General features: G+C 71.7%; 19 protein-coding genes. 10 read left to right on the forward strand and 9 right to left on the reverse strand.

All coding sequences use genetic code 11. The features are described 5' to 3' along the window. Positions 1–192 precede the first annotated feature (192 nt). Complete coding sequence (gene eccCa / locus BUE29_RS07190; RefSeq protein ID WP_073388086.1) at positions 193–4149, reverse strand: type VII secretion protein EccCa; 3957 nt, start codon at positions 4147–4149, stop codon at positions 193–195. 142 nt (positions 4150–4291) lie between these two features. Here eccCa and eccD point away from each other — a divergent pair, with 142 nt between their 5' ends. Together eccD and BUE29_RS07200 are read left to right on the forward strand one after the other, a co-directional pair. After that, entirely contained in the window at positions 4292–5665 is a 1374-nt protein-coding gene (gene eccD / locus BUE29_RS07195) for a type VII secretion integral membrane protein EccD (protein WP_159440838.1), read from the forward strand. 15 nt (positions 5666–5680) lie between these two features. Then, entirely contained in the window at positions 5681–6985 is a 1305-nt protein-coding gene (locus BUE29_RS07200) for a S8 family serine peptidase (protein WP_234971410.1), read from the forward strand. 12 nt (positions 6986–6997) lie between these two features. On the opposite strand, the gene eccB is transcribed toward BUE29_RS07200, so the two are convergent. Beyond that, positions 6998–8383 (reverse strand): type VII secretion protein EccB, encoded by a 1386-nt coding sequence (gene eccB, locus BUE29_RS07205; protein WP_073388092.1) that lies wholly within the window; start codon positions 8381–8383, stop codon positions 6998–7000. 116 nt (positions 8384–8499) lie between these two features. On the opposite strand from eccB, the gene BUE29_RS07210 reads away from it, so the two are divergent. The 4 genes from BUE29_RS07210 to katG all read left to right on the forward strand — a co-directional run bounded on the left by BUE29_RS07210 (position 8500) and on the right by katG (position 13017). Continuing rightward, positions 8500–9525 (forward strand): type VII secretion protein EccE, encoded by a 1026-nt coding sequence (locus BUE29_RS07210; RefSeq protein ID WP_159440839.1) that lies wholly within the window; start codon positions 8500–8502, stop codon positions 9523–9525. After that, positions 9522–10235, forward strand: coding sequence for a hypothetical protein (locus tag BUE29_RS07215; RefSeq protein ID WP_073388096.1), 714 nt, complete (start codon positions 9522–9524; stop codon positions 10233–10235). Before BUE29_RS07210 ends, BUE29_RS07215 begins: the two co-directional genes overlap by 4 nt. A gap of 67 nt (positions 10236–10302) precedes the next feature. After that, complete coding sequence (locus BUE29_RS07220) at positions 10303–10746, forward strand: Fur family transcriptional regulator (protein WP_073388098.1); 444 nt, start codon at positions 10303–10305, stop codon at positions 10744–10746. A 69-nt stretch (positions 10747–10815) separates the two neighbouring features. Continuing rightward, the gene (gene katG, locus BUE29_RS07225; protein ID WP_073388100.1) at positions 10816–13017 is read left to right on the forward strand and encodes a catalase/peroxidase HPI; all 2202 of its coding nucleotides are present in this window, start codon (positions 10816–10818) and stop codon (positions 13015–13017) included. Between the two features lie 85 nt (positions 13018–13102). Here the strand turns inward: katG and BUE29_RS07230 are convergent, their stop codons facing one another. Further along, positions 13103–13603 carry a DUF5313 family protein gene (locus tag BUE29_RS07230; protein ID WP_143168042.1) on the reverse strand — a complete coding sequence of 167 codons (501 nt, stop codon included), beginning with the start codon at positions 13601–13603 and terminating at the stop codon, positions 13103–13105. A gap of 164 nt (positions 13604–13767) precedes the next feature. On the opposite strand from BUE29_RS07230, the gene BUE29_RS07235 reads away from it, so the two are divergent. Beyond that, on the forward strand, positions 13768–14262 hold the full coding sequence (locus tag BUE29_RS07235; RefSeq protein WP_073388102.1) for a hypothetical protein: 495 nt from the start codon (positions 13768–13770) through the stop codon (positions 14260–14262). A gap of 9 nt (positions 14263–14271) precedes the next feature. Here the strand turns inward: BUE29_RS07235 and BUE29_RS07240 are convergent, their stop codons facing one another. From BUE29_RS07240 to BUE29_RS07250, 3 genes are all read right to left on the reverse strand, one after another. Further along, the gene (locus tag BUE29_RS07240; RefSeq protein ID WP_073388104.1) at positions 14272–14577 is read right to left on the reverse strand and encodes a hypothetical protein; all 306 of its coding nucleotides are present in this window, start codon (positions 14575–14577) and stop codon (positions 14272–14274) included. Between the two features lie 86 nt (positions 14578–14663). Beyond that, positions 14664–15464, reverse strand: coding sequence for a hypothetical protein (locus BUE29_RS07245; RefSeq protein WP_143168043.1), 801 nt, complete (start codon positions 15462–15464; stop codon positions 14664–14666). 414 nt (positions 15465–15878) lie between these two features. Further along, complete coding sequence (locus BUE29_RS07250; protein WP_143168044.1) at positions 15879–16907, reverse strand: hypothetical protein; 1029 nt, start codon at positions 16905–16907, stop codon at positions 15879–15881. Between the two features lie 154 nt (positions 16908–17061). On the opposite strand from BUE29_RS07250, the gene BUE29_RS07255 reads away from it, so the two are divergent. Further along, positions 17062–17529 (forward strand): histone-like nucleoid-structuring protein Lsr2, encoded by a 468-nt coding sequence (locus BUE29_RS07255; RefSeq protein ID WP_073388109.1) that lies wholly within the window; start codon positions 17062–17064, stop codon positions 17527–17529. A gap of 54 nt (positions 17530–17583) precedes the next feature. Here the strand turns inward: BUE29_RS07255 and BUE29_RS07260 are convergent, their stop codons facing one another. The 3 genes from BUE29_RS07260 to BUE29_RS07270 form a co-directional block, all read right to left on the reverse strand. Further along, on the reverse strand, positions 17584–18831 hold the full coding sequence (locus BUE29_RS07260; RefSeq protein ID WP_073388111.1) for a hypothetical protein: 1248 nt from the start codon (positions 18829–18831) through the stop codon (positions 17584–17586). A 93-nt stretch (positions 18832–18924) separates the two neighbouring features. Next, on the reverse strand, positions 18925–19971 hold the full coding sequence (locus BUE29_RS07265) for a Shedu anti-phage system protein SduA domain-containing protein (protein ID WP_073388112.1): 1047 nt from the start codon (positions 19969–19971) through the stop codon (positions 18925–18927). Between the two features lie 25 nt (positions 19972–19996). Beyond that, on the reverse strand, positions 19997–20194 hold the full coding sequence (locus tag BUE29_RS07270) for a hypothetical protein (protein ID WP_200800089.1): 198 nt from the start codon (positions 20192–20194) through the stop codon (positions 19997–19999). A gap of 166 nt (positions 20195–20360) precedes the next feature. Between BUE29_RS07270 and BUE29_RS07275 the strand changes: the two genes are divergently transcribed. Beyond that, the gene (locus tag BUE29_RS07275; protein WP_073388114.1) at positions 20361–20957 is read left to right on the forward strand and encodes a recombinase family protein; all 597 of its coding nucleotides are present in this window, start codon (positions 20361–20363) and stop codon (positions 20955–20957) included. Between the two features lie 134 nt (positions 20958–21091). Next, entirely contained in the window at positions 21092–21616 is a 525-nt protein-coding gene (locus BUE29_RS07280; RefSeq protein WP_143168045.1) for a hypothetical protein, read from the forward strand. The last annotated feature ends 117 nt before the right edge of the window (positions 21617–21733 follow it).

A 21733-nucleotide genomic window follows, 5' to 3' on the forward strand; every position in this document is an offset into this window, starting at 1 on the left:
CAACCCCTCTCCACTTCCACGAACGACGGACCGGCTGGTCCGCGCCGACAGTGTTCCCACCGCTCACAGCGAATTCATCACCCGAGGCGGCGTGTTGCGATGATCGTCCGCGGCCCGCGGTTGTGCAAATGGGGACATTTGCCCGGTCCGCGATCTCTCAGGCTCGCGAGCTGCCGCACCCCTGCCGGCGCCTCAGCCCGGCGGGTCGGCGGCGAGCAGCTGGATCGGCACCGTGCCGAACCGCCGGTTCACCAACGTGCCGCGGCCGGCCGGCTGCGGGCCGGGCCGGACCCCGAACAGCGCGCCCTCGTCGCGCGGCGCGCTGAGCACGACCGCCGGCTGGCCGAGCTCGCGCAGGCGCCCCACGACCGGGTCGACGAGCGCCCGGCTCGCGCCGCCGGCCCGACGGGCGATCACCAGGTGCAGGCCGATGTCGCGGGCCTGCGGCAGGAAGTCCACCAACGGCAGCAGCGGGTTCTGCGTGCTGGCCACGAGGTCGTAGTCGTCGACGAGGACGTACACCTCGGGGCCCGTCCACCACGACCGCGTGCGCAGCTGTTCGGGGGTGACGTCGGTACCCGGCAGTCGCTTGGTGAAACCCTCCGCCAGCCCGGCGACCGCGTCGACGGCCTGCTGCGCGGTCGCCGCGTAGGCGAGCACGCCGTCACCGGAGAACTCGCCGAGCAGCGAGCGACGGTAGTCGATCAGCACGATCTTGGCCTCGCTCGGCTGCCAGATCGTCGTCACCTGGGTCGCGATCGAGCGCAGCAGGCTCGTCTTGCCGCTCTCGCCGTCGCCGAGGACGACGAGGCCCTGCTCCTGGCGCGGGTCGAACGCGACCGGCTGCAGCCGCTGCCCCTCGATGCCCAGCACCACCTGGTCGGCCGCATCGGCCGTATCGGCCGGCAGGTCCTCGGCCGTCACCCGGGCCGGCAGCAGCCGCACCGCCGGCGCGCCCGGGCCGTCCCACGCGTCGCGCACCGTCACGACCAGGTCCGCCACCCCCGCACCGAGGTCGTCGTCGTCCTGGCTGCCGTCGATGCGGGGCAGTGCGGCCAGGTACTGCAGCTTGCCCGGGGTGACGCCGCGCCCGGGTCGGCCGGCCGGCACCGCCTGCTGCGCGCGGCGGTCGATCTCGGAATCCAGCGCGTCACCGAGCTTGAGCTCCAGCTTGCCGCCGACGAGGTCGCGCAGGCCCAGCCGCAGATCGAGCCAGCGGTTCGCGCTGAGGATCACGTGCACGCCGTAGGTGAGCGCGCGCCCGACGAGATTGGTGAGCTCGGTCTCGAGGTCCTCGTAGTCCTGCCGCAGCACCGCCCACCCGTCCACGACCAGGAAGACGTCGCCGTACGGGTCGTCGACCCGCCCCTCGGCCCGCGCCCGCCGGTAACCGCTCATCGAGTCGACCCCGACGTCGCGGAACCGCCCCTCGCGCGCCTCGACGATGGCGGCGACCTCGGCGACCATGCGGTGCGCGACCGCGGCGTCCTGCCGGCCCGCGACGCCGCCGACGTGGGGCAGCTCGGCGAGGCCGAACAGCGCGCCACCGCTGAAGTCCAGGCAGTAGAACTGCACCTCGGCCGGCGTGTGCCGCAGCGCCAGAGCGGTGATGATCGTGCGCAGCAGCGTCGACTTGCCCGACCGCGGGCCGCCGACGACCGCGACGTTCCCGCTGGCGCCGGCGAAGTCGACGACGAACGGGTCGCGGCGCTGCTGGAAGGGCAGGTCGATCGTCCCGAACGGGACCGCGAGCGGTCGCGAGTCCGGCGCTGCCCCGAATCCGCGCCCGTCGCGCACCCGCAGGTCGTCGAAGAGGCGGTCGAGCGTCTCGGGTTCCTCGAGCGGCGGCAACCAGACCTGGTGCGCGGGCGCGCCGCGCCCCACGAGCTGGGACACCATGACGTCGAGCACCGTCGTCTCGTCGGCGTCGGACTCCTCGGTGCCGTCGCGGTGCCGGGCGGCCGCGGCGGTGTCGGCCAGGTCGTCGGGCACGTACACCGGCTGGTAGGACGCCGTGAACGGGCGCACCTCGCGCCCCGGCAGCAGTCCCGCGCCGTCGTCGGTCTCGGTCCCGCGGTGCGCGCCCGAGACGTAGGCGGCGCGGAAACGCCGCAGCCCCGAGGTGTCGGCCTTGAGGAAGCCGTGCCCGGGGGCGCTCGGCAGGGTGTACGCATCGGGGACGCCGAGCACCGCGCGCGACTCGGACTCGGAGAACGTCCGCAGCCCGATGCGATAGGACAGGTGCGACTCGAGGCCGCGCAGCCGGCCCTCGTCCACGCGTTGCGAGGCCAACAGCAGGTGGACTCCGAGCGAGCGGCCGAGGCGGCCGATCTGCACGAACAGCTCGGAGAAGTCCGGCTTCTGCGCCAGCAGCTCGCTGAACTCGTCGACGACGATCCACAGCGACGGCAGCGGCGGGAGGTTCGTGCCCTGCAGCCGGGCGCGCTCGTAGTCGCGGACGGACACGAGGTTCCCGGCGGCCCGCAGCACCTCCTGCCGCCGGTTCAGCTCGCCCGACAACGCCTCGCGCATGCGGTCGACCATCGTCAGGTCGTCCTCGAGGTTCGTGATCACCGCCGCCACGTGGGGCAGGTCGGCCATGCCGGCGAACGTCGCGCCGCCCTTGAAGTCGACGAGGACGAGGTTCAGGACCTCGCTGGGGTGTGTCGTCGCCATGCCGAGGACGAGCGTGCGCAACAGCTCGGACTTGCCCGACCCGGTCGCGCCGATGATCAATCCGTGCGGCCCCATGCCGTCCTGCGCGGACTCCTTGATGTCGAGCTCGAGCACCGTGCCGTCCGCGGCCGGCCCGATGGGGGTACGCAGCCGGTCGCGGACCGGCCGGTTGCGCCACAACCGCTCGATGTCCAACCGCGCCGGATCGGCGATACCCAAGAGGCCCGGCAACGTGTTGTCGGCGGTACCGAGGTCCTCGCCCTGCGCGGCCGCCGTGTCCAGGCGGACGCCGGCGAGCTGGCGGGCGAGCGCCTCGGCCAGCGGCGCGCCCACCGCGTCGGCGTCGCCGAGCCAGACGAGGTCGTCGCCGACGCGCTGCGCCAGCTTGCCGTCGTCGACGACGAGATGCATGCCGTGCGCACGCACGAGGTCGTCGGCCGCGCCGTCGAGGTCGAGCACGGTGACGGCCTGCAGCCCGTCGTCGTCGAGCAGCAGCTCGGCGTCCTCGGCCCGGCCGCCGTCCACCACGACGAGCAGGTGCGCGACCTCGGGATCGGCCGCCGCGCTGCGGTTGAAGCGTGGGCGACTGGTGAGCTCGCTACCGAGCATGGCCTCCAGCGACGCGACGGACGGCGTGATCAGCCGCACCGGACCCACGTTGTCCGTCTCGTCGGGCAGTTGCGCGTGCGGCAGCCACTTCGCCCACGCCCATCCGCCGTCGTCGACGTCGCGGGTGCAGACGGCGATGCGCAGGTCCTCCGGCGCGTGGAACGCGGCCGCCTGCAGCACGACCGAGCGGCACAGGGCGCGCGCCGCGTCGCGGTCGCCGCTGAACCGGATCGCGGCGAGCCGGCGGGCGGCGATCATCATCGGCGCACTGGGCAGCACGCCGTGCGTCAGCACGAATCGCCGTAGCGCGGTCGCGGCCAGTGGGTCGAGGTCGTCCACCGGCCCCGTCTCGCCGGTGACGAGCGGCGTGACCAGGTTCTGCGGGCCGGTCCCCACGCGCAGCAGGGCGAAGTCGTCGTCACCGGCCCGCCGCTCCCACAACCGTCGACCGGTCGTGATCGTCCACAGCTGCTCGGGGGCGGGGCCGCGCCACAGCGCGAGCTCCCGCTGCGCCGCGGCGACCTGCCGCACGTCACCGCGTGCCCGCCGCAGGTAGCGCAGGTAATCCGTCCGCGACTGGTTGGCGCTGCCCTTGTTGGAGGTGCGGCTGCGCAGCACGCTGCCGCCGACCATGGCGAGGGAGCTGAACAGGAACATGGAGCCGGCGACGTAGGTGATGGGGTTCGCGGGACCGGCGAACATGTACGCCACCGAGCCGAGGCCGGACAGCGCCGGCAGCGCGGTCAGCCAGGCGTTGTTGCCGTCCGGGCGCGGCAGCTCCGGAGGCGGCTGCATGACGACGTCCCCCGTCGGCACCGTGGGCGGCTCGATTCGCGGTGGCCGCCGGAAGACCGTCGTCGTCACGTCTCTGCTCCTGAGCACGTCCCTGCGCGGGCGTCGGGCGACGCCGCCGCGGTGGATACCGCGACGATCATCGATAGGTCACAATCGCAGCGCAACCGTGCCATGCGAATCACGGTGCGCCTAGTTGGGGAGGGAATGGCTGGTGGTCGCCCCGTCGCCGTTGTCCGGGTTCTCGCGTATCACGCTGTCGGCACCCCGTACCCGCGCGGACGTCGCCGTGCCGAACTCCGTGCCGGTGGCCGCGTTCCTGCCCGTCCTGCTGCGTCAGGTCGGTCAGGACGACGACGCCGCGGTTCCCGGCCACGGCGGGTGGCGGCTGTGCCGACTCGACGGCCGGACGCTGGACCTCGCCCGCAGCATGGACGGCAACGAGATCCGCGACGGTGACGTCCTGGTGTTGCAGCCGGTGCACGAGGTCGTGGACGACCCGCTCTTCGACGACGTCGTGGAGCTCGTCGGCCGCGACTCCGTTCGTGAGCGATGGACGGCGCGCGAGCGTCGAGCGACCGCCGCCGTCATCGGCGGGCTGGCCATGCTGGCCGCCCTGGCCGCGCTGGCCCGCATGCCCCGGCACGAGTATCTCGAGGCGGCGATCTGCGTGGCCGTCGCGGCGGTGCTGCTGCTCGGTGGCCTCGCGGTGTCCCGGGCCGCTGGCGACCTCGGGGGCGGTGCGTTCGTCGCGGCGCTGGCCGGCCCGTTCGCCGCGGTCGGCGCGGCGCTGTTCGTCCACGGGCCGTGGGACCGGCAGCGGTTGCTGATCGCGTGCGCGGCGCTGTTGCTGGTCGCCGCCCTGCTGCCCGCGCTGGTCGGGGGGTACGAGTCGATCGCCGGTGGCTTCGCGATGCTCGCGCTGTTCGGCGGGATCGCCGGTCTCGTGCTCGTCCTCGCCGACGTCACCCCCGCGCGGTGCGCGGCCGTGGTGGCGCCGCTCGCCCTCGCCGCGACGACGATGCTGCCGGCGCTGTCGTTGCGCCTGGCCCGGCTGCCCCGGCCCGAGCTGGCCTTCAACGCCGCCGACCTCGCCGAGCTGCCCGGCGAGGTCGACCAGGCCCGGACCGCCGGTCGCGTGGCCAACGCCCGGGCGCTGCTCGCCGGGCTGACCGCCGGGGCGCTCTGCGTCACCGCGGTCGGCGTGGTGGTCCTCGCCGCGTCACCGGGGTGGTGGGCGCGCGCGCTCGCGGGCGTGCTCGTCGCGCTCGTGCTGCTGCGGGCCCGGCTGTTCGCGGCACGGCGCCCGGTCCTCATCACCGTCGCCGCGGCCGCAGTGGCCCTCGCCGGACTCGCGCTGGTCGCCCTGTCGCGCTCGGGCGAGCGACCGCTGATCCTCACCGCCGTCGTGGCGGCCGCGGTCGCCCTCGCCGCCTTGGGCAACGGGTTGACCGCCGGCCGGTGGGTGGCGACGCCGCGGCAGCGACGCCTCCTCGACCTGGCCGAGACGGTGATGCTGGTCGCCGTCGCCCCGCTCGTCCTGGGCGTGTGGCACGTGTACGCGACGATCTATCACCTCGGGGACTGAGGGTCCGTGCGCGGGATGCCGGCCGGCCGCGCGCTCGCGGCGGGGCTGCTCGCCGCGGCCGGCGTCGTGCTGCCGTCGGTCCCCGCAGCGACGGCGACAGCAGCGGCGACAGCACCGCGAGCGGCGGCGCCCGGCTCGTGCGAGCAGGCACCCACCCCCGGCGTGCCCATCCCCGCCACGGCCCCACGCGACCCGTTGCTCGAACAGCTCGGCCTGGACCACGCGTGGCCGCTGTCCACCGGCACCGGCGTGACCGTCGGGATCGTCGACACCGGCGTGGATCCCGCCAGCCCCAAGCTCGCCGGCGCGGTGCAGCTCGGGCGCAGCTACCACGTCGTGGACACCAAAGCCGTCTACGCCGACGCGCCGGACGGCCGGGTCGACTGCGACGGTCACGGCACCGAGATCGCGGGCATCGTCGCGGGGCGCACCGAGGCGGGCGACGACCGCGTGTCCGGCGTGGCGCCCGGCGCGAGCGTGTACCCGGTGTCGATCCAGGGCGACATCGGGCAGGTGCCGTCCGCCCTCGTCGCCGCCGCGATCACCGATGCGGCCCGGCACGCGTCCGTGATCAACCTGTCCTTCGCGCAGCCGGCCGACCACGACGACATCCGGGCCGCCGTGAAGTACGCGGTCGCGCACGACGTGGTCGTCGTGGCCGCGTCGGCCAACGAGGCCGGCGGGGCCGGCGGTGCAGGGGGATCGACGCGCGCCAAGCAGTACCCGGCCGCCTACCCGGGCGTGCTGGCGGTCGCCGCCGTGGACGCCGACGACGCTCCCGTGTCCGGCGCGTCCACGGGCTCCTGGATCTCGATCGCCGCCCCCGGCGACTCGTTGACCACCGTCCCGCGTGGGGGCAAGGGCTACGTGACGGTCACCGGGACGAGCTTCGCGACGGGAGTCGTGTCCGGCGCCGCCGCGCTGCTGCGGTCACGCTTCCCCCACCTGTCGGCGGCCGGGGTGATCGCCCGGTTGGAGCGCAGCGCCGTCCCGCCGGGTGACGGCGGCCGCGCCGACGCGGTGGGCGCGGGGGTCGTCGACCCGTACGCCGCGCTCACCGACGCGCGGGGACCCGCCTCGGCCGGTCCCGGCGCCGCGGCGGGGCGGGTGCCGATCGCCCGCACCCACGACGACCGCGGCGACGACGGTCACGGCGCGATCGTAGGCACGGCCGCGGTGCTGGCGGCGCTGGCCGTGGTGATCGGGACGGCGACGATCAGCGTGCGTGCCGGCCGCCGGCGCGGCTGGGTCGCGGGGCGGCGACGGCGGCGGGCGGTCGACGAGCGCGAGGTGCGCCCGCACCCGGCCCAGCTGGGCTGAGGAGGCGGCGGCTCAGCGCGATCCGGAGTACTCGGCGGCCGCGGCGGCGGGGTCCAGGGCCGGCCCCGACGGCAGCAGGCGCACGAACGGCAGGGGCACGCGCTGCGCCGCGGCGACGTCGTAGCCCAGCCGGCCCGCGGCGTCGGCCCCCGCGATCGGGAATCGGAGCCCGCTGTCGGTGACCAGCGCGTACACGCCGTCGACACCGCCCGCACCGACCGCCTTGACGAGTGCGCCGCTGCCCGGCGGGACGGCGACACCGGTGGCCGCGGTGGGCAGCCGGCCCGACCGGGGTGCACTCGCTCGCGCGCCGGCGGGGAGCGGGACGGTCGCGGGCTCGCTCACCGTCACCGGCCAGGCGGCACCGGACGCCGCGGCGCCGGGGCGGTAGGACACGCACAGCGGCGCGGCCGACACCGGCGGTCGCGCGAGCGCGAAGGTGCGGGGCCAGCCGTCGGGCAGGTCGGGACGCGACGTCGACGCGACGGACACGACCTGACTGGCCTGCACCCGCAGCGTCCTGTCCGCGCCACCGGCGAGCAGGGCGAAGGCGAGCTGGTCGACCGGCGCGACGCCGTCGGACAGCACGACGTAGCGGGCCGGCTGAGCCGTGCCGTTGTCGGCCTCGACCACGTCGCCGACCTTCGCGGCGAAGGGCAGCGTCACCGTGGGCGTCGCGCCGGCGCCGCGCACCGTCGGCACGGCGAGCCGCGGCCCCTCGGGCACGAGGTCGAGGACGTCCGCCCCGACCGCCACCGGCGCCACCCGGTCGAGGCCCAGCAGGGTCGAGGCGGCGGCGTCGACGCGGTACCGCACGCCGTCCTCGAGCAGCCAGAGGACGCCGTCGGACGAGCGCACCGGGACGCCGGAACCGGCCGGCAGCGGCGTCGGCACGCGTGCGCCCAGGCTCACGACGACCCGGGCCCGTTCGGCCTCCGCCCGCGGCGCGGTCGAGCAGACCGTCCAGGCACCCCGGTCGAGGGCGCCGGCGGGCGGCAGCTGGTCGGGGGCGTCGGGAATGCCCACCGGCAGGCCGCGCGGCAGTCGGGCGAGCGCGCTGCCGGCGATCGTGGTGGTCTGCTTGCCGGCGACGAGATGCGCGGACGCGATGTTCAGTGCGGGGTGCAGCACGCCGGACGTCAGCACGTAGGCCCCACCGGTGTCCTCGTCGACGATCACGCCGGCGCGGGGCACCGAGTCCGACGCGCCGCCGGAGAGGAACCCGGCGACGCCCGCGCCGGCCAGCAGGGCGATCGCGAGCAGGACTCCCCCGACGACCGATCGACTGAGGCGTCGGCGGGGATCCACCGTCGACTCGTCGTCGCCGCGCAGCAGCGCCAGGACCTGCCGGCGCGCCGCGAAGCCGTAGGCCTCGACCTGGTCGCGCGCGCTGGCCATGGCACCCAGTTCCCGGTCGTGGTCGGTGATCGACAGGACGTGTTGCGGTGCGCGCGAGTATAAAGACGACTGCGCGATCTTCGTCCGCGCCGTCCAGTCGGACCGGGAGGGACCGGTTGAGCTCGTCCGCGACGCAGCCGCAGGCCTCGCCGCCCCGTGTGGTGCTGAGCCGGCGCGCCGTCGGTCTCGTCCTCGTCGTCGAGGGCGTGATCGCGGCGATCGCCGCCGGGGTGGCCCTGCGCGGCACCTTCGGCTGGGCCCTCGTCGTGGTCGCGGCGCTCTTCGTCCCCGTCTTCGTGGCCTGGCGCCGCGGCCGGTTGCTGCGCCCCGTCCGCGTGACCGACGACCCGCAGCTGCTGCAACGGCTGCACGTGGTCGGCGTGACGAGCCGGTCGAGCGGCGACGTCGGTGTCGTGGGCGACCGGCAGGGTTACGCGGCCGGTCTCGAGCTGACCGCCGCGAGCGGCGCGCGGGTCGACCTCGGCGCCGTCGCCGCCGACCTCGCCGCCGACCCCTGTCACCCGTCGTCGGTGCAGCTGCGGATCACGGCCCTGGCGCCGCCGGGCACCCGCACGCGCGGTTACGGGGGCCGGCGGCGCGGCACCGCCGTCCCGGTGCACCGGGTGGTGCACCTGGTCGTGCGCTTCGAGCCCGGGCGGGCCGGCGACGTGGTCGAGAGCCACGGCGGCGGTGCCGCGGGCAGCCGCGCCGCCCTCGTCGCCGCGCTGGACCGGGCCGCGAGCCGGCTGCGGCGGGCCGGCACCCCGGTCCGGGTGCTGGACACCGCCGCCATCAGCGCCGTGCTCTCCGACGACACCGCGGACGTCCCGGCCCGACTGCTGGTCGCGGACTGCACCTTCGCCGGCGACGTGCAGCGGCTGCTCGACCTGCTGACCGGCACCGCGCCGCAGCGTTCGGTGCTGTCGTTGTGCGTCGACCTCGCCGACGCCGACCGTTGGCACACGCACGCCGTCGTCCAAGTCGCCGACCCCGATGCGGGTTTGCTCGCCAGCAGTGTCGACGTGCTCCGCGCCGACGACGCGATCATCGGTCTCGCGCCGCGGTCGGCCATGGCCTCGCTCGTGCCGCTCGGCGGCGGTCCGAACGACATCCTGTCCGTGCTGACGCTGGCCCGGCAATGACCGCGGGCCCGCGGCACGGTCGCACCGAACCACCGCGGGATCCCGCGTGGACGCCCGGCTCCACGGTCGGGGTCCGGCGTCGGCCGTGGGCGCCCGGCCGGCTGCCGTTCGCGGTGGGTGTGCCGACGACCGGCATCGAGCTCGGTAGCGACCGCTGGGGCGGGCGGATCGCCTATCCGCTGCTGGATCCGACCCACTCGACCCGGATCGGTGTCGTCGCGCAGCCGCGCCTCGCCGCGCTGCTCGCCGTCCGGCTGCTGGCGCAGTCGTGCGACCTCACCGTCGTCACCGCCGACGAGCAGCGTTGGCAGCGGCTGGCGGCGCGGGCGCACACCACCCCGTTCGCCGTGTCGCGCCAGCTGCGCCGCTGGCCACCGGACGCCGCCGCGCCCCCGTTCGCGTTGCTCATCGACATGCCCGACCCGCCGCCGCCCGGCTTCGCCCGGCAGCCGTGGAGCACCGTCGTCCACGCGGCGTCGGCCGTCCCGCACACGAGCCGGTGGTGGCAGTCGGCGCACCTGGTGCTCGCCGCGGGCGACGCCGCGCGCGACCTCGCGGTGCTGCGCCCCGGCCTGGCCGCTGCCCTCGCCGAGCGCACCGGCCCGGACGACCTGCTCGCCGTGGGGCAGGACTTCGTCCGCGTCTTCCGCACGTCGCTGCGACAGGACGAGTTCACCCTGCTGCGCCACATGGATCCGGGCGGGTCGTGAGGCGAACCGGGACCCCGGCGAACGCCGCTAACTTGATTCGTTCCAGTAAATCGACCAGACTCGACCCGTGCCGACGACCGCCGACCTGGAACGCAGGCTGCGCGAGGCCCGGCTGCGGGTCACCCGGCCGCGGGTCGCCGTGCTGGCCGCCCTGCACGAGCGGCCCCACGCCGACACCGACACCATCATCGGCGACGTCCGCGGCGAGCTCGGCCGCGTCTCGCACCAGGCCGTCTACGACGTCCTGCGTGCCCTGACCGACGCCGGGCTGGTGCGCCGTATCCAGCCGATCGGGTCGGTGGCGCGCTACGAGTCGCGCGTCGGCGACAACCACCACCACGTGGTGTGCCGTTCGTGCGGCGCCATCGCCGACATCGACTGTGCCGTCGGCGACGCCCCTTGCCTCACCGCGTCCGACGACCACGGCTTCGTCATCGACGAGGCCGAGGTCGTGTACTGGGGTCGGTGCCCCGCCTGCGCCGCGGCGCCCCCACCCGCACCCCGCTCGTGAGCACGACAACCTCAACCGGAAGGACCTCCCGTGGCTGACACAGACAAGCCCGATGCCGTCGTCGGCAGAATGGACGAGCCGGAGGCCAGCGCCGAGGAGCGCTGCCCCGTCGCGTCCGGCCGCCGCCCCTACCCCGCCGAGGGTGGGAGCAACCGTGACTGGTGGCCCAACCAGCTCAACCTGAAGATCCTGCGCAAGCACGCGTCGGTCTCCAACCCGATGGACGCCGACTTCGACTACGCCACCGCGTTCGAGAGCGTCGACCTCGCCGCACTCAAGGCCGACGTCGAGCAGGTGCTCACCACGTCGCAACCCTGGTGGCCGGCCGACTTCGGCCACTACGGCGGCCTGTTCATCCGCATGGCGTGGCACAGCGCGGGCACCTACCGCATCCACGACGGCCGGGGCGGCGCCGGTGCCGGCATGCAGCGCTTCGCGCCGCTGAACAGCTGGCCCGACAACGGCAACCTCGACAAGGCCCGCCGACTGCTGTGGCCGGTCAAGAAGAAGTACGGCCGCAGCCTGTCCTGGGCCGACCTGATCGTCTTCGCCGGCAACGTGGCGCTCGAGTCGATGGGCTTCGAGACGTTCGGGTACGCCGGCGGCCGCGCCGACGTCTACGAGCCGGACGAGGACGTCTACTGGGGTCCGGAGGAGGTCTGGCTCGGCGACGACCGCTACACCGGTGACCGCGAGCTGGAGAAGCCGCTCGGCGCCGTCCAGATGGGGTTGATCTACGTCAACCCCGAGGGCCCCAACGGCAACCCGGACCCGCTCGCCTCGGCCCGCGACATCCGCGAGACGTTCGGCCGGATGGCCATGAACGACGAGGAGACCGTCGCCCTCATCGCCGGCGGCCACACCTTCGGCAAGACGCACGGCGCGGCCGACCCCGAGCAGTTCGTCGGCCCCGAGCCCGAGGGCGCCCCGCTCGAGCAGCAGGGTCTCGGCTGGCAGCAGAAGTTCCAGAGCGGCCACCTCGGCGACGTCATCACCAGTGGCCTGGAGGTCACCTGGACCTCGACGCCGACGCGCTGGGGCAACGGCTTCTTCGACAACCTGTTCGGCCACGAGTGGGAGCTCGAGCAGAGCCCGGCCGGCGCCAACCAGTGGGTCGCCAAGGACGCCGAGGCGACCGTCCCCGACCCCGACGGCACGCCGAACATGCGCAAGCCGACGATGCTCACCACCGACCTCGCGCTGCGCTTCGACCCGATCTACGAGCCGATCTCGCGCCGCTTCCACGAGCACCCCGACCAGTTCGCCGACGCGTTCGCCCGCGCCTGGTACAAGCTGACCCACCGCGACATGGGTCCGCGGCCGCGCTACCGCGGCGCGCTCGTCCCCGACGAGGTGCTGATCTGGCAGGACCCGGTGCCGGCCGTCGACCACGAGCTCGTCTCCGACGCCGACGTCGCCGAGCTCAAGGCGACGATCCTCGAATCGGGGCTCTCGGTCTCGCAGCTCGTCTCGACCGCGTGGGCGGCCGCGTCGTCCTTCCGCGCCTCCGACAAGCGCGGCGGTGCGAACGGCGGTCGCATCCGGCTCGAGCCGCAGAACGGCTGGGAGGTCAACCAGCCCGACGCGCTCGCGCAGGTGGTCCGCACGCTCGAAGGCGTGCAGGAGTCGTTCAACTCCGCGCAGTCGGTGGGCAAGAGGATCTCGTTCGCCGACCTCGTCGTGCTCGCCGGCGCGGCCGGGGTGGAGAAGGCGGCCAAGGACGCCGGTCACGACGTCACCGTGCCGTTCACGCCGGGGCGCACCGACGCGACGCAGGAGCAGACCGACGTCGAGTCCTTCGCCCCGCTGGAGCCGTCGGCCGACGGTTTCCGCAACTACCTCGGCAAGGGCCACCGGCTCCCGGCGGAGTACCTGCTCGTCGATCGCGCGAACCTGCTCGATCTGTCGGCACCCGAGCTCACCGTGCTCGTCGGCGGCCTGCGCGTGCTCGGCACCAACCACGGCGGCTCGCAGCACGGCGTCCTCACCGACCGCCCGGGCACGCTGACGAACGACTTCTTCGTCAACCTGCTCGACATGGAGACGGAGTGGAAGCCGCTGGACGACACGTCGGAGACCTTCGAGGCGCGTGACGCGTCGGGTGCCGTCCGCTGGACCGGCACCCGCAACGATCTCGTCTTCGGCTCGAACTCCGAGCTGCGCGCCGTCGCCGAGGTCTACGCCCTCGACGACGCGGCCGACAAGTTCGTGACGGACTTCGTCGCCGCGTGGACGAAGGTCATGGACGCCGACCGCTTCGACGTCGGCTGACCGTTCGACCGCGCAGACGACGAAGCCCCCGGCCCACACGGGTCGGGGGCTTCGTCGTGTGGCGATGGGTGGGTGCGACGCGGGGCTACCGGCGGCGGGACTCGCGCCGCTGGGCGATCCGCTCCCGGCGCTCGTAGCTGGACGCGCGGTGCCGGTCGACCGAGCGCTGCTCGCGGACGTCCGAGACGCGGCCGGTCGGGTACCCGGCCCGAATCGCCTTGCGGTCGGTGGCGACCAGGATGTTGACGAAGCTGTAGAGCAGCACCGCGCCGACGAAGGTGAACCCGCTGAGCAGTCGCAGGCTGAGCGAGCCCGGCATCGCGACGAGGTAGATCGTGAACAGCGGCACCACCAGCAGCGCGGTGCGGCCGAAGTGGCGCAGCCACCACGTCGAGCAGGTCAGGTCGTGCAGCACCCAGGTGCGGTACTCCGCCGGCAGCGTGCCGCCGAACTCGTAGCGCAGCAGCTTGGCCAGCGGCGGCCGCTTGTGCGCCGCCGCGACGTCCTCCGCCCGCGCGGCGTCCGCCGCGGCCGCGGGACCGCCCGGGCCTGCGGGGTCACCCGCTGCGGCAGCGTCGTCCGCCATCGTCGCCTCCATCGCACTGTCCTTCGGGGTTCGCGCCGCCCATGGTCGCAGAACTCGCGGCCCGGCCCGACCCGGCCCGTGGTCGTCACTCAGCAGGGAACGGGCGCGCCCTGCGTGGTGTGGACGTCCCGCTCGACCGGCCGCCGACTTCCTAAGCTGCGTGCATGGCCGCCAGCGATGCCGCTCTGATCGGGGCGGTGATCACCGCGTCGGTCGCCGTGGTGGTCGCCATCGTCACCCAGGTGTGGACGTCGCAGCGCTCGCGCATCGACAGGCAGTACGTCTCGCGACGTGCCGGGCTCGCCGAGGCGCAGGACGCGATGCTGGATCTCCGCGAGGCATTGGCCGAGTACGGCAGGGGCATCCGCGCGAGCCAGGACCAGCCGGAGCTCGAGGCAGCGAAGCGGACCGCGACCGGACGCTTCGAGACCCGCGTCGCCCGCGTCCACGACGACGCGGTCGCCACCGCGATGTCGACGTGGCGATCCGCCGCGGAACGCAGTTTGATCTCTGTCGAGGACCTCAGCGCCCACGTCGAGGACGAGTGGTTCGCCTACGTCCAGGACTTGTGTCGCGCCGCCCTGATGTCGAGCACCGGTGTCACGACGCAGCGCGACCGGGCGGGCGTGACGGTGCCGGCAGCGCTCGTGGGTGACTGAGCACGGATGTCAGGAGGCGTCGGCGAGCTGCATGGTGTCGACGGTCTCCAGGCCCGCGGATACCTGGTCGGCCGCGGACGCCTCACGCAGGTGGTGCACGAAGCGGGCCGGCGCACCGACGACGACGAGCCGGTGCGCGTGCCCTTCCAGCAGGATGCGGCGGACCAGCTGGGCTGCGAACGACGACGTCCCACTGGTGAGGCTGCGGGCGTCGACGGTGACCGTCTCTTCGGCAACGTCCCCGAGCTGATCGGCGTATTCGTCCGCCAGATCACGGCCGGCGACGAGTGAGGGCAACTGCAGCGAGGTGGTCACTGGGTCTCCCTTCTTCCGACAACCGCCAACTATGCCGCGGCGACGACCGATTCGCCGACCATTCACAGCAGCCGTTCGCGCAATAGTCACGATAGTCGCGCGGCGTGCCGGCCGCTGGGCAGCGGGATCGTCGCCTCGAACAGCGTTCCCGAGAACGACGCGGCGTTCACCCGCGCGGTTCGGGTGGTCTCACCGACGACGACCTCCGCGTCGCCGCTCGCGAGCAGGACCGCGCCGCTCAATTCGGTGACCAGCCGAGTGGTCTCCCTGATACCCGTCCCGCTGTCGGCCTCCAGGTGCCGGCTGACGCCACTCAGCGCGAGATCGATCGCCGTGCGGTGGTCGGTCGCGCCGCGGGGGCGCAGCGTGGACAGGATGCCTCGACCGGCATCGCCGATCGCGAACCTCAGCTCGCCCAGGTTGGGCATCGTCTGCGCGGCGACGTAACCGACCGTCTCGGCGTGCTCCTGCACGTTCATCCCGATCTCGCAGATGCCCTCCCACAGTGCGTTGGCCAACGCCGGATCGACCGGGGTCACCTTCCCGTGCACCAGCTTCGCCAGCGCCCGCACCTCGTCGCGCGTCGCGATCGACGAGACTTCCAGCAGCGACCGGGCCCGGTCGTGCTCGACGATGTCGGTCGGCAAGGTGTGCGTCCCACCCAGCCGTTCGATGCTGGACCCCACCCGCATCCGGGCCGCGTACACGCCGGGGTCGCGTAGCGCCGGCCCGTCGAGATGGAACGCGAGCCCGTCCTCGCGAGCCGCCCGGGCACGGGCCAGCACGGCGACCATGTGGACCGGACGGATGGTGCGGACGCCGGTCAGATCGACCACCAGGCGCCCGTCGTCCTCGCGGGTGTGCATCGCCGCGAGGTGCGATTCCATCAGCAGTCCCCCGCGCGCCATCGGACGCGCCCACGGCCACATCCACTCTTCGCCATCCTGCCCGCCGTCCCTCCCACTGCTGCCACAACTGGGCGAGGATCGAGGGCGGCGCGGATCGCGACGTCCGGGGAAGGGAGCGGCCGGGTCGGGTGCGCGGTCGTCGGGGGTGCCACCACGTCAACGACCACGAGCGGGCTGCATCCTCATGAAGAACTCCCGTATCCGCTGACTGCTCCAAGTGGCTACAGCCCAGCGGAGACGGGAGTTCTCGGTGCGGTGGCGGTGGGTTTCCAACTGGGCGTTAGTCGATCTTGCCGTCAGTCGCAGTCTCCCGCGCAAACGTTGACGTCTAGCGTCGCACTGCGTACGAACACCGCGCGATCTTGCCAAAATAAAACAAACTAGCAAACTTGATCATGCCGGATTGGCGATGCGAACGATCATGCGTCGCGCCGTCTCACCGTACGTCGAAACCCCGTCCCCGCGCGCCTGCACCATCCAGTCTCGCGGCATGCGGGTGAGGTGAGAGGCAGGCAGGCGGGAGGTCCCGAGAAGCACTCCCACGCCGCACAGCATCTTGTCGATGAGGGAGGTGAGGGTGTTGCTCGACCAGACGCCCGCGAGGAGTGAGTGATAGGTGGCTGCAAGTGTGAGGGTCTGATCGCTCACCGCGTTGCGGGTGACGCCGGAGAAGTCGCCCAAGAGGATGGGCACGGCGATCACCGTGCAGGAGAGCGCCACAGCGACGTTAAGCATGAAGAAGCGGGCGAGAGAACGTCCCATGCCGAAGCGCCGTACGCCGTAGCCCCAGACCAGCGCGCCCGCCATATTCACGACGACGAAGGGTAGCGAAGCGCGTCCGTCATAGACCGTCTCGCCGCCGTTGGTGCCTATGGCTACAAGCACGCCCCACCAGGGACCGAGCACCGTGCTCGCGATGGCTGTTCCCACCATGTCCAGATAGACCGGCAGGCGGGTCACCATCACGAACCACCCACCGAAGAGGTTGAGCGCGAGGGAGCAGGCGAGCACCAAGGGCACCACATAGCGACGGGCGTGAACGAGCAGATCCGCGGGCGCAACCACTAGCTCCTCCGGCGCCTCCTCCTCCACCACCACCGCTGCACTCACGGTGGGCAGTTGCGCCTCGGCGTAACGCTCCTTCCACGAAGCGATCACGGCGTGGTCCGCGCCGAGCGTCAGCAGCATCTCCTCCACCAGATCCACGTTGAGGCGGCGACGCCCGGTCTGAAAGACCGAGTAGACGGTGGTCTTGCTGACCCGTGCCGCCGCCTCGCTCGCCCCGTCTGCGCGACGTCGGCGTGCCACCCGTTGTGCGATCTCCGCGTAGGAGGGGGAGCCGGCGGCAGCACGCAAGCGCTGAAGCTCCATCACCAACAAGTCCACCGGGTGTTCCGTGCGGACTTCCCGCGCCTCGCTCACGCGCCCCTCCACCCTTGATCGGCTTCACCGGGACTTTAGCCGCAGGGCGGGCGCGCGGGAACTCAAGGAGCTTGCGGTGGCGGGTTGCGCTCTCGCTAGCTCCCGTCACCTTTGGCTCCACACCGCACTGCTCACCAACCTGTGGAGGCATCCCGTGGCTACCAAGACCATCACCGTGTCCGACCTGTCCGGCGTCACCGACGGCGTGGAGACCATCAGCTTCGCTCTCGCCGGGCAGGCGTACACGCTCGACCTCACCGCGAAGGAGCGGGAGGAGTTCCTCAAGGCGTTCGAGCGCTACACCGCCGTCGCCACCCCCGCCGCGCACACCCGGGGCGCGAGCAAGCCGAAGGCGGAGAAGAGCGGTCCCACCCAGGCACAGCTCATGCGCGAGTGGGCGAAGGCGAACGGCGTGGAGCTTCCGGCGAAGGGCGTGGTGCCGAAGGAGGTGCGTGCCCAGTACCGCGAGGCGATGGCGAAGGACGGCGACGCCACCGCCTCCGCGCCGCAGGTGGAGGTGAAGGCGACGCCCGCGCCCGTCGCGCCGCCCGCGAAGCAGGCTCCGGCGAAGGCTGCACCCGCCAAGGCGGTCGCGCCGAAGGAGACGTCCGCTAGCAAGTAGTCCGGACGCTCCCGGTCCTCCCGCTCGGTCTGCATGGATCGGGCGGGAGAGCAGTCAGTTCTTGCGCCAGCGGGAGGCGCGCTCGCTCACCTGCGTGGAGACCTTCTTGCCCGTGGTGCGTGCTCGGTCGTAGGTCTCGTTGCCGAGGCGCTTGGCAGCGTCGACGCCATCGCCGCCCGCGTCGAGAGCCTTGTCCCTCACCTCCGCAACAGCGAGCGCCCACCTCTTGCCCTCTGCGGGCTGAACGCCTGCCTCGATGCCGACTGTCTCGTGAAACTCGATGACGCCGGTAGCGACGCGGTTGCCGGTCAACGCCAGCGTGGGCGAGGCGCTTGGATGCCGCAGCACCTTGGCGTTGGCGATCCCAACAACGGCGTTCATTCTGTCCAGCACGTCGCCAGTGGCGGAGGCGAGGAGTGCAAGCCGTTGCTCCCGCGCCGCCTTCAAACCCATGCGATGGCGATCAAGCTCGTCGGGCGCACTGTCCAACGCGCGGTCCAGTTCAAGCACCGCCACTGCGTCGTGCAACTGAACGCATCGAGCGAGCACGGCGAGCCATTTGCGAACGTCTGCCTCGGTCTCCTGGGTGGCGTCGACCAGCTCACCCACCTTCTGCTTCTTGTCAAGCTCGGTGGCGAGGTCACGAAGCTGGCGAACGGCAAGCGCTTGCGTCTTAAGGATGGACTGCGACGTCGCCTGCACCTTCGACCAGGTCACCTCCGAGACTCGTCCCACGTGCTCGCGGACGGTCATCGCTTCTTGGATCGCTAGATCAACCGCGTCCATCTCTGCGAGCACCTGATTGAGCTGCATACGCAGCACGCTGTCGAGCTTCTTGTCGATGGTTTCGAGGTAGTCGGTGATCTCGTCCATCGCCTGCTGCATGGCGAGCTGAGCCATGATGCCGCCGACTCCCGCCAGGACTGCCGGGTTGCCCGCGATGGACCCCGGCGTCTTCACCAGTTCGAGAAAGCCTTTGCTCTTCCCGTTCTGCGTGAGAACGGTTCGAGCCGTTCCCGGACTGGAGCCCTTCATGAGCTTGAACTTCTTGAGCTTTTGCGCGGACTCCTCGGTGAGCTTCACCCATCGACCTGCGTTGGCGGCGATCTCCGATCCGCCCTGGGCGAGCGCACCACTGGCGTTGAGAGCCTTGCTCAGCCGAGGCAGACCAAGCTCCTTCGACTCCAGCCCCTCGGAGGCAAGGAACAGCTCCACCGCTGCGGGATCACCGATCACCGCGAGACCGTGCTCGTCGCTGATCAGCTCGATCTCGCCACCGGGGGCGTCGTCGTCCGGCTTCATGCGGGGAGCGTAAGCGGCACCACTGACCTTTTGCGATCCGCTGGCATCACCACGTCCAGTCCTCTGTGCAATCCGCCGGGACAGGGCGGGAGATCAGTCCTCTTCGGAGGTAATGGCGATGCTGCGAGACGCGCCGTGAATCAGTTCCTCGTAGGTGATCACCTCGACGCGCGAGAGGTGACCGTTGTAGATCCGAAGCGCCTCGGAGATCCGCTTCGAGTCGAAGCCGGTGCAGTGCATCGGGTGACCCACCACCACCGTTGCAAATGCGCGGCGACAGTCGAGACCGAACTCGGAACGAATGACGGTCTCTTGGCGGTCGAGAGCAGCGAGGTAGTTCTGCGCCTGCGAGACAGCGAAGTGCACATCCGGACCGAGCGCGACATGGTTCCTGTGCTCGATGACCAGTCGCGGAATGTAAGCCTTCTTGAGCTCAACGACGTGCAGCGCACCGTCTGCCCGAATGAGCGGTATGTCGAACTGGTCGAGGAGCGTGAGCTTCCGGCGGGCGGCGGCACTCACGTACCGACCGCCGAACATCCACCAATGGTCCTCGAGGATGGATTGCAAGTCCTGCTCGGAGCTGTCGGAGTCTTCGACTGCGGACTGCAACCGCGCGATCCCGGCGCGTTGCTTCTCCCTTTCAACTGCTCCAGTCACGAACTGAACGAGATCCGTAGAGGCAAGAGCTTCGGTGACACCTGGGACGGCAGCGAGTGCTGCGATCAGATCGGCGATCGACTCCGCGTCTACCGCACCGTCGCGCATCGCCTCCGCAAGACCAGACAGCGATGACCCCCGCTCGACGCGCAAGTAATACCCGTCCTCCAGAAAGTCGCCGTTGAGCAGTGCGCGAACCCGGTCGATCTGCTCGTCGTTGCAGTGCCAAGTTCGGTCAGGATGGTCGAAGTCGTAGCCAGGCTCGAAATCCTTGCGCCGATAGCTTCCGAAGCGCAGTTCGGTCCTGGACACACTGCCCGCGTCACGGTCGCCGAAGGTTCGCAGCGTTGCGGACTTGTAGACCTGGGGACCGCGATAGATCTCGACCCCTTCAGTTCGAAGAACTCGGGGGTTGCTTGACTGATCACGCGTCCAGGCGTGAAACGCCGAAGCGAGGTTGTCTTCCCGATCTTCCTCCACGCAACCCCCTCCGAGGAGAACGCTGTCAGCGAGCGCGGCGCACCCGCACCGCCCGACTCATGCCCTGCACGTAGAGCTGGTCACCGCTCATCATCGCCTCGGGGCGGTAGGCGTAGCGGTACTCGTAGTGATACTCGGCTTGCTTCCACTTGGAGCCGTCATCGAGCTGGACCACCGTGTCGCCCTTCCACCCGTGCCAGGCACCGCGCACATGAGTCTGCATGCAAAGAAGCATGGCGCAGGGGTACGACACTTCCTCGACTTCGAGCGCCGCCCGGTCGCGTTCAGATAGGTCCCGGCTCACCTGACCACCGTGCGCTCCGCGCCCGAGCGTCGCGTAGAAGCCCGTTTCGATATTTAGCGACACAACCGAAACGGAGGTCTACACCATGAACGACAAAGGACAGGTGGTGGCGTACCTGCGGGTGAGCACCACGCACCAGAAGCTCGACCGACAGCAGGACATCACCGAAGGAACCGACAAGGTCTTCGAGGAGCACGCCAGCGGCACCACCCGCGAACGCCCGCAACTCAAGGCGATGCTCGACTACGTGCGGGAGGGCGACCACATCCGCGTGTGGTCCATGGACCGACTCGCACGCTCACTCCTCGACCTACAGAACATCGTCGGCGAACTCGTCAGCAGGGGCGTGAGCGTGGAGTTCGTAAAGAACAACCTGACCTTCCAGCCCAACGCGAAGAAGGACCCCTACGCCACCTTCCAGCTCCAGATCCTCGGCGCGGTGGCGGAGCTGGAGCGCAACATCATCATGGAGCGACAGGCGGAGGGCATCGCCAAGGCGAAGCTCGCCGGCAAGTACGCCGGACGCAAGCCGTCGCTCACCTCAGATCAGGTGAGTAACGCAAGGGAGCGCATTGCGCTCGGAGTGCCGAAGGCGGCAGTGGCAAGAGACCTGGGCGTATGCCGCGCCACGCTCTACCGCGCGCTCGCAGACGACGCCGCCGACGTGCAGGTGTCCGCATGACCGCGCGTCGAGTCCTCCTGCCCTGTCCCGCCTGCGGACACGAACGCTGGACCACCGGGACCAAGGGGTGCGAGACGCGTCGATGCAAGCGCTGCGCGCAGCGCTGCTTCTCCACCGCCCCTCCTGGCAAGAGCGTGGCTGACTTACGCCCCGACCTGGCAGCGCTCTTCCTGTCCACTTCCCGCTACACGCCTGAAGAAGTGGGCGTGCATTCCAACCGCGTGGTGATTGCCGCCTGCTCCGGCTGCGGCGAACCCAGGGAACGGCAGGTGTTCTACCTTGCGAAGCATCCCCGCTGCCGCGCCTGCACCCGCACCAGGCAAGACACGGTGGAGCAGGTGGTGTGCCCGGACTGCAAGCGCCTCCGCACCGTCGCCTACTACGACCGAGAGGTGGCGAAGCATCGCCCCTGTCCTAAGTGCGCGAGCAAGGCGACACAAGAACGCCTCGCCGCCGACCGGCATGAACGCGTCGCGCCCCTTCTCGCGCCCTACCTCCCCTACTGGAGTCCAGCCTCCGCGCTCCAGCCAGAACAGGTGCGTGCACTTTGGCAGGAGGCCACCTTCGTGTGCGCCTGCGGGCACGATCGCCGGTGCCGCATCCGTGACTACCTCATCGTCGGCGAGCGCTGCGTGTCCTGCGCGCGTCATGCCGCGTAGCGCGCGATCAACCGTCCCCACCCGGATGCTCCCGGCACGTCCACCCCCGACCGCCCGTACGCGTCACCGCATGCAGGCGTTTTGTAGCTCGCCCGCTCACCGTCGTCGCCAGACTGA

This window comes from Jatrophihabitans endophyticus, from assembly GCF_900129455.1.
GTDB lineage: Bacteria > Actinomycetota > Actinomycetes > Mycobacteriales > Jatrophihabitantaceae > Jatrophihabitans > Jatrophihabitans endophyticus.

Coding starts and splice junctions, on each gene's coding strand:
- BUE29_RS07200 (WP_234971410.1), top strand. CDS start 5,681: ATGCCGGCCGGCCGCGCGCTCGCGGCGGGGCTGCTCGCCGCGGCCGGC.
- eccB (WP_073388092.1), bottom strand. CDS start 8,383: ATGGCCAGCGCGCGCGACCAGGTCGAGGCCTACGGCTTCGCGGCGCGC.
- BUE29_RS07215 (WP_073388096.1), top strand. CDS start 9,522: ATGACCGCGGGCCCGCGGCACGGTCGCACCGAACCACCGCGGGATCCC.
- katG (WP_073388100.1), top strand. CDS start 10,816: ATGGACGAGCCGGAGGCCAGCGCCGAGGAGCGCTGCCCCGTCGCGTCC.
- BUE29_RS07230 (WP_143168042.1), bottom strand. CDS start 13,603: ATGGCGGACGACGCTGCCGCAGCGGGTGACCCCGCAGGCCCGGGCGGT.
- BUE29_RS07235 (WP_073388102.1), top strand. CDS start 13,768: ATGGCCGCCAGCGATGCCGCTCTGATCGGGGCGGTGATCACCGCGTCG.
- BUE29_RS07245 (WP_143168043.1), bottom strand. CDS start 15,464: ATGGAATCGCACCTCGCGGCGATGCACACCCGCGAGGACGACGGGCGC.
- BUE29_RS07260 (WP_073388111.1), bottom strand. CDS start 18,831: ATGAAGCCGGACGACGACGCCCCCGGTGGCGAGATCGAGCTGATCAGC.
- BUE29_RS07270 (WP_200800089.1), bottom strand. CDS start 20,194: ATGCAGACTCATGTGCGCGGTGCCTGGCACGGGTGGAAGGGCGACACG.
- BUE29_RS07275 (WP_073388114.1), top strand. CDS start 20,361: ATGAACGACAAAGGACAGGTGGTGGCGTACCTGCGGGTGAGCACCACG.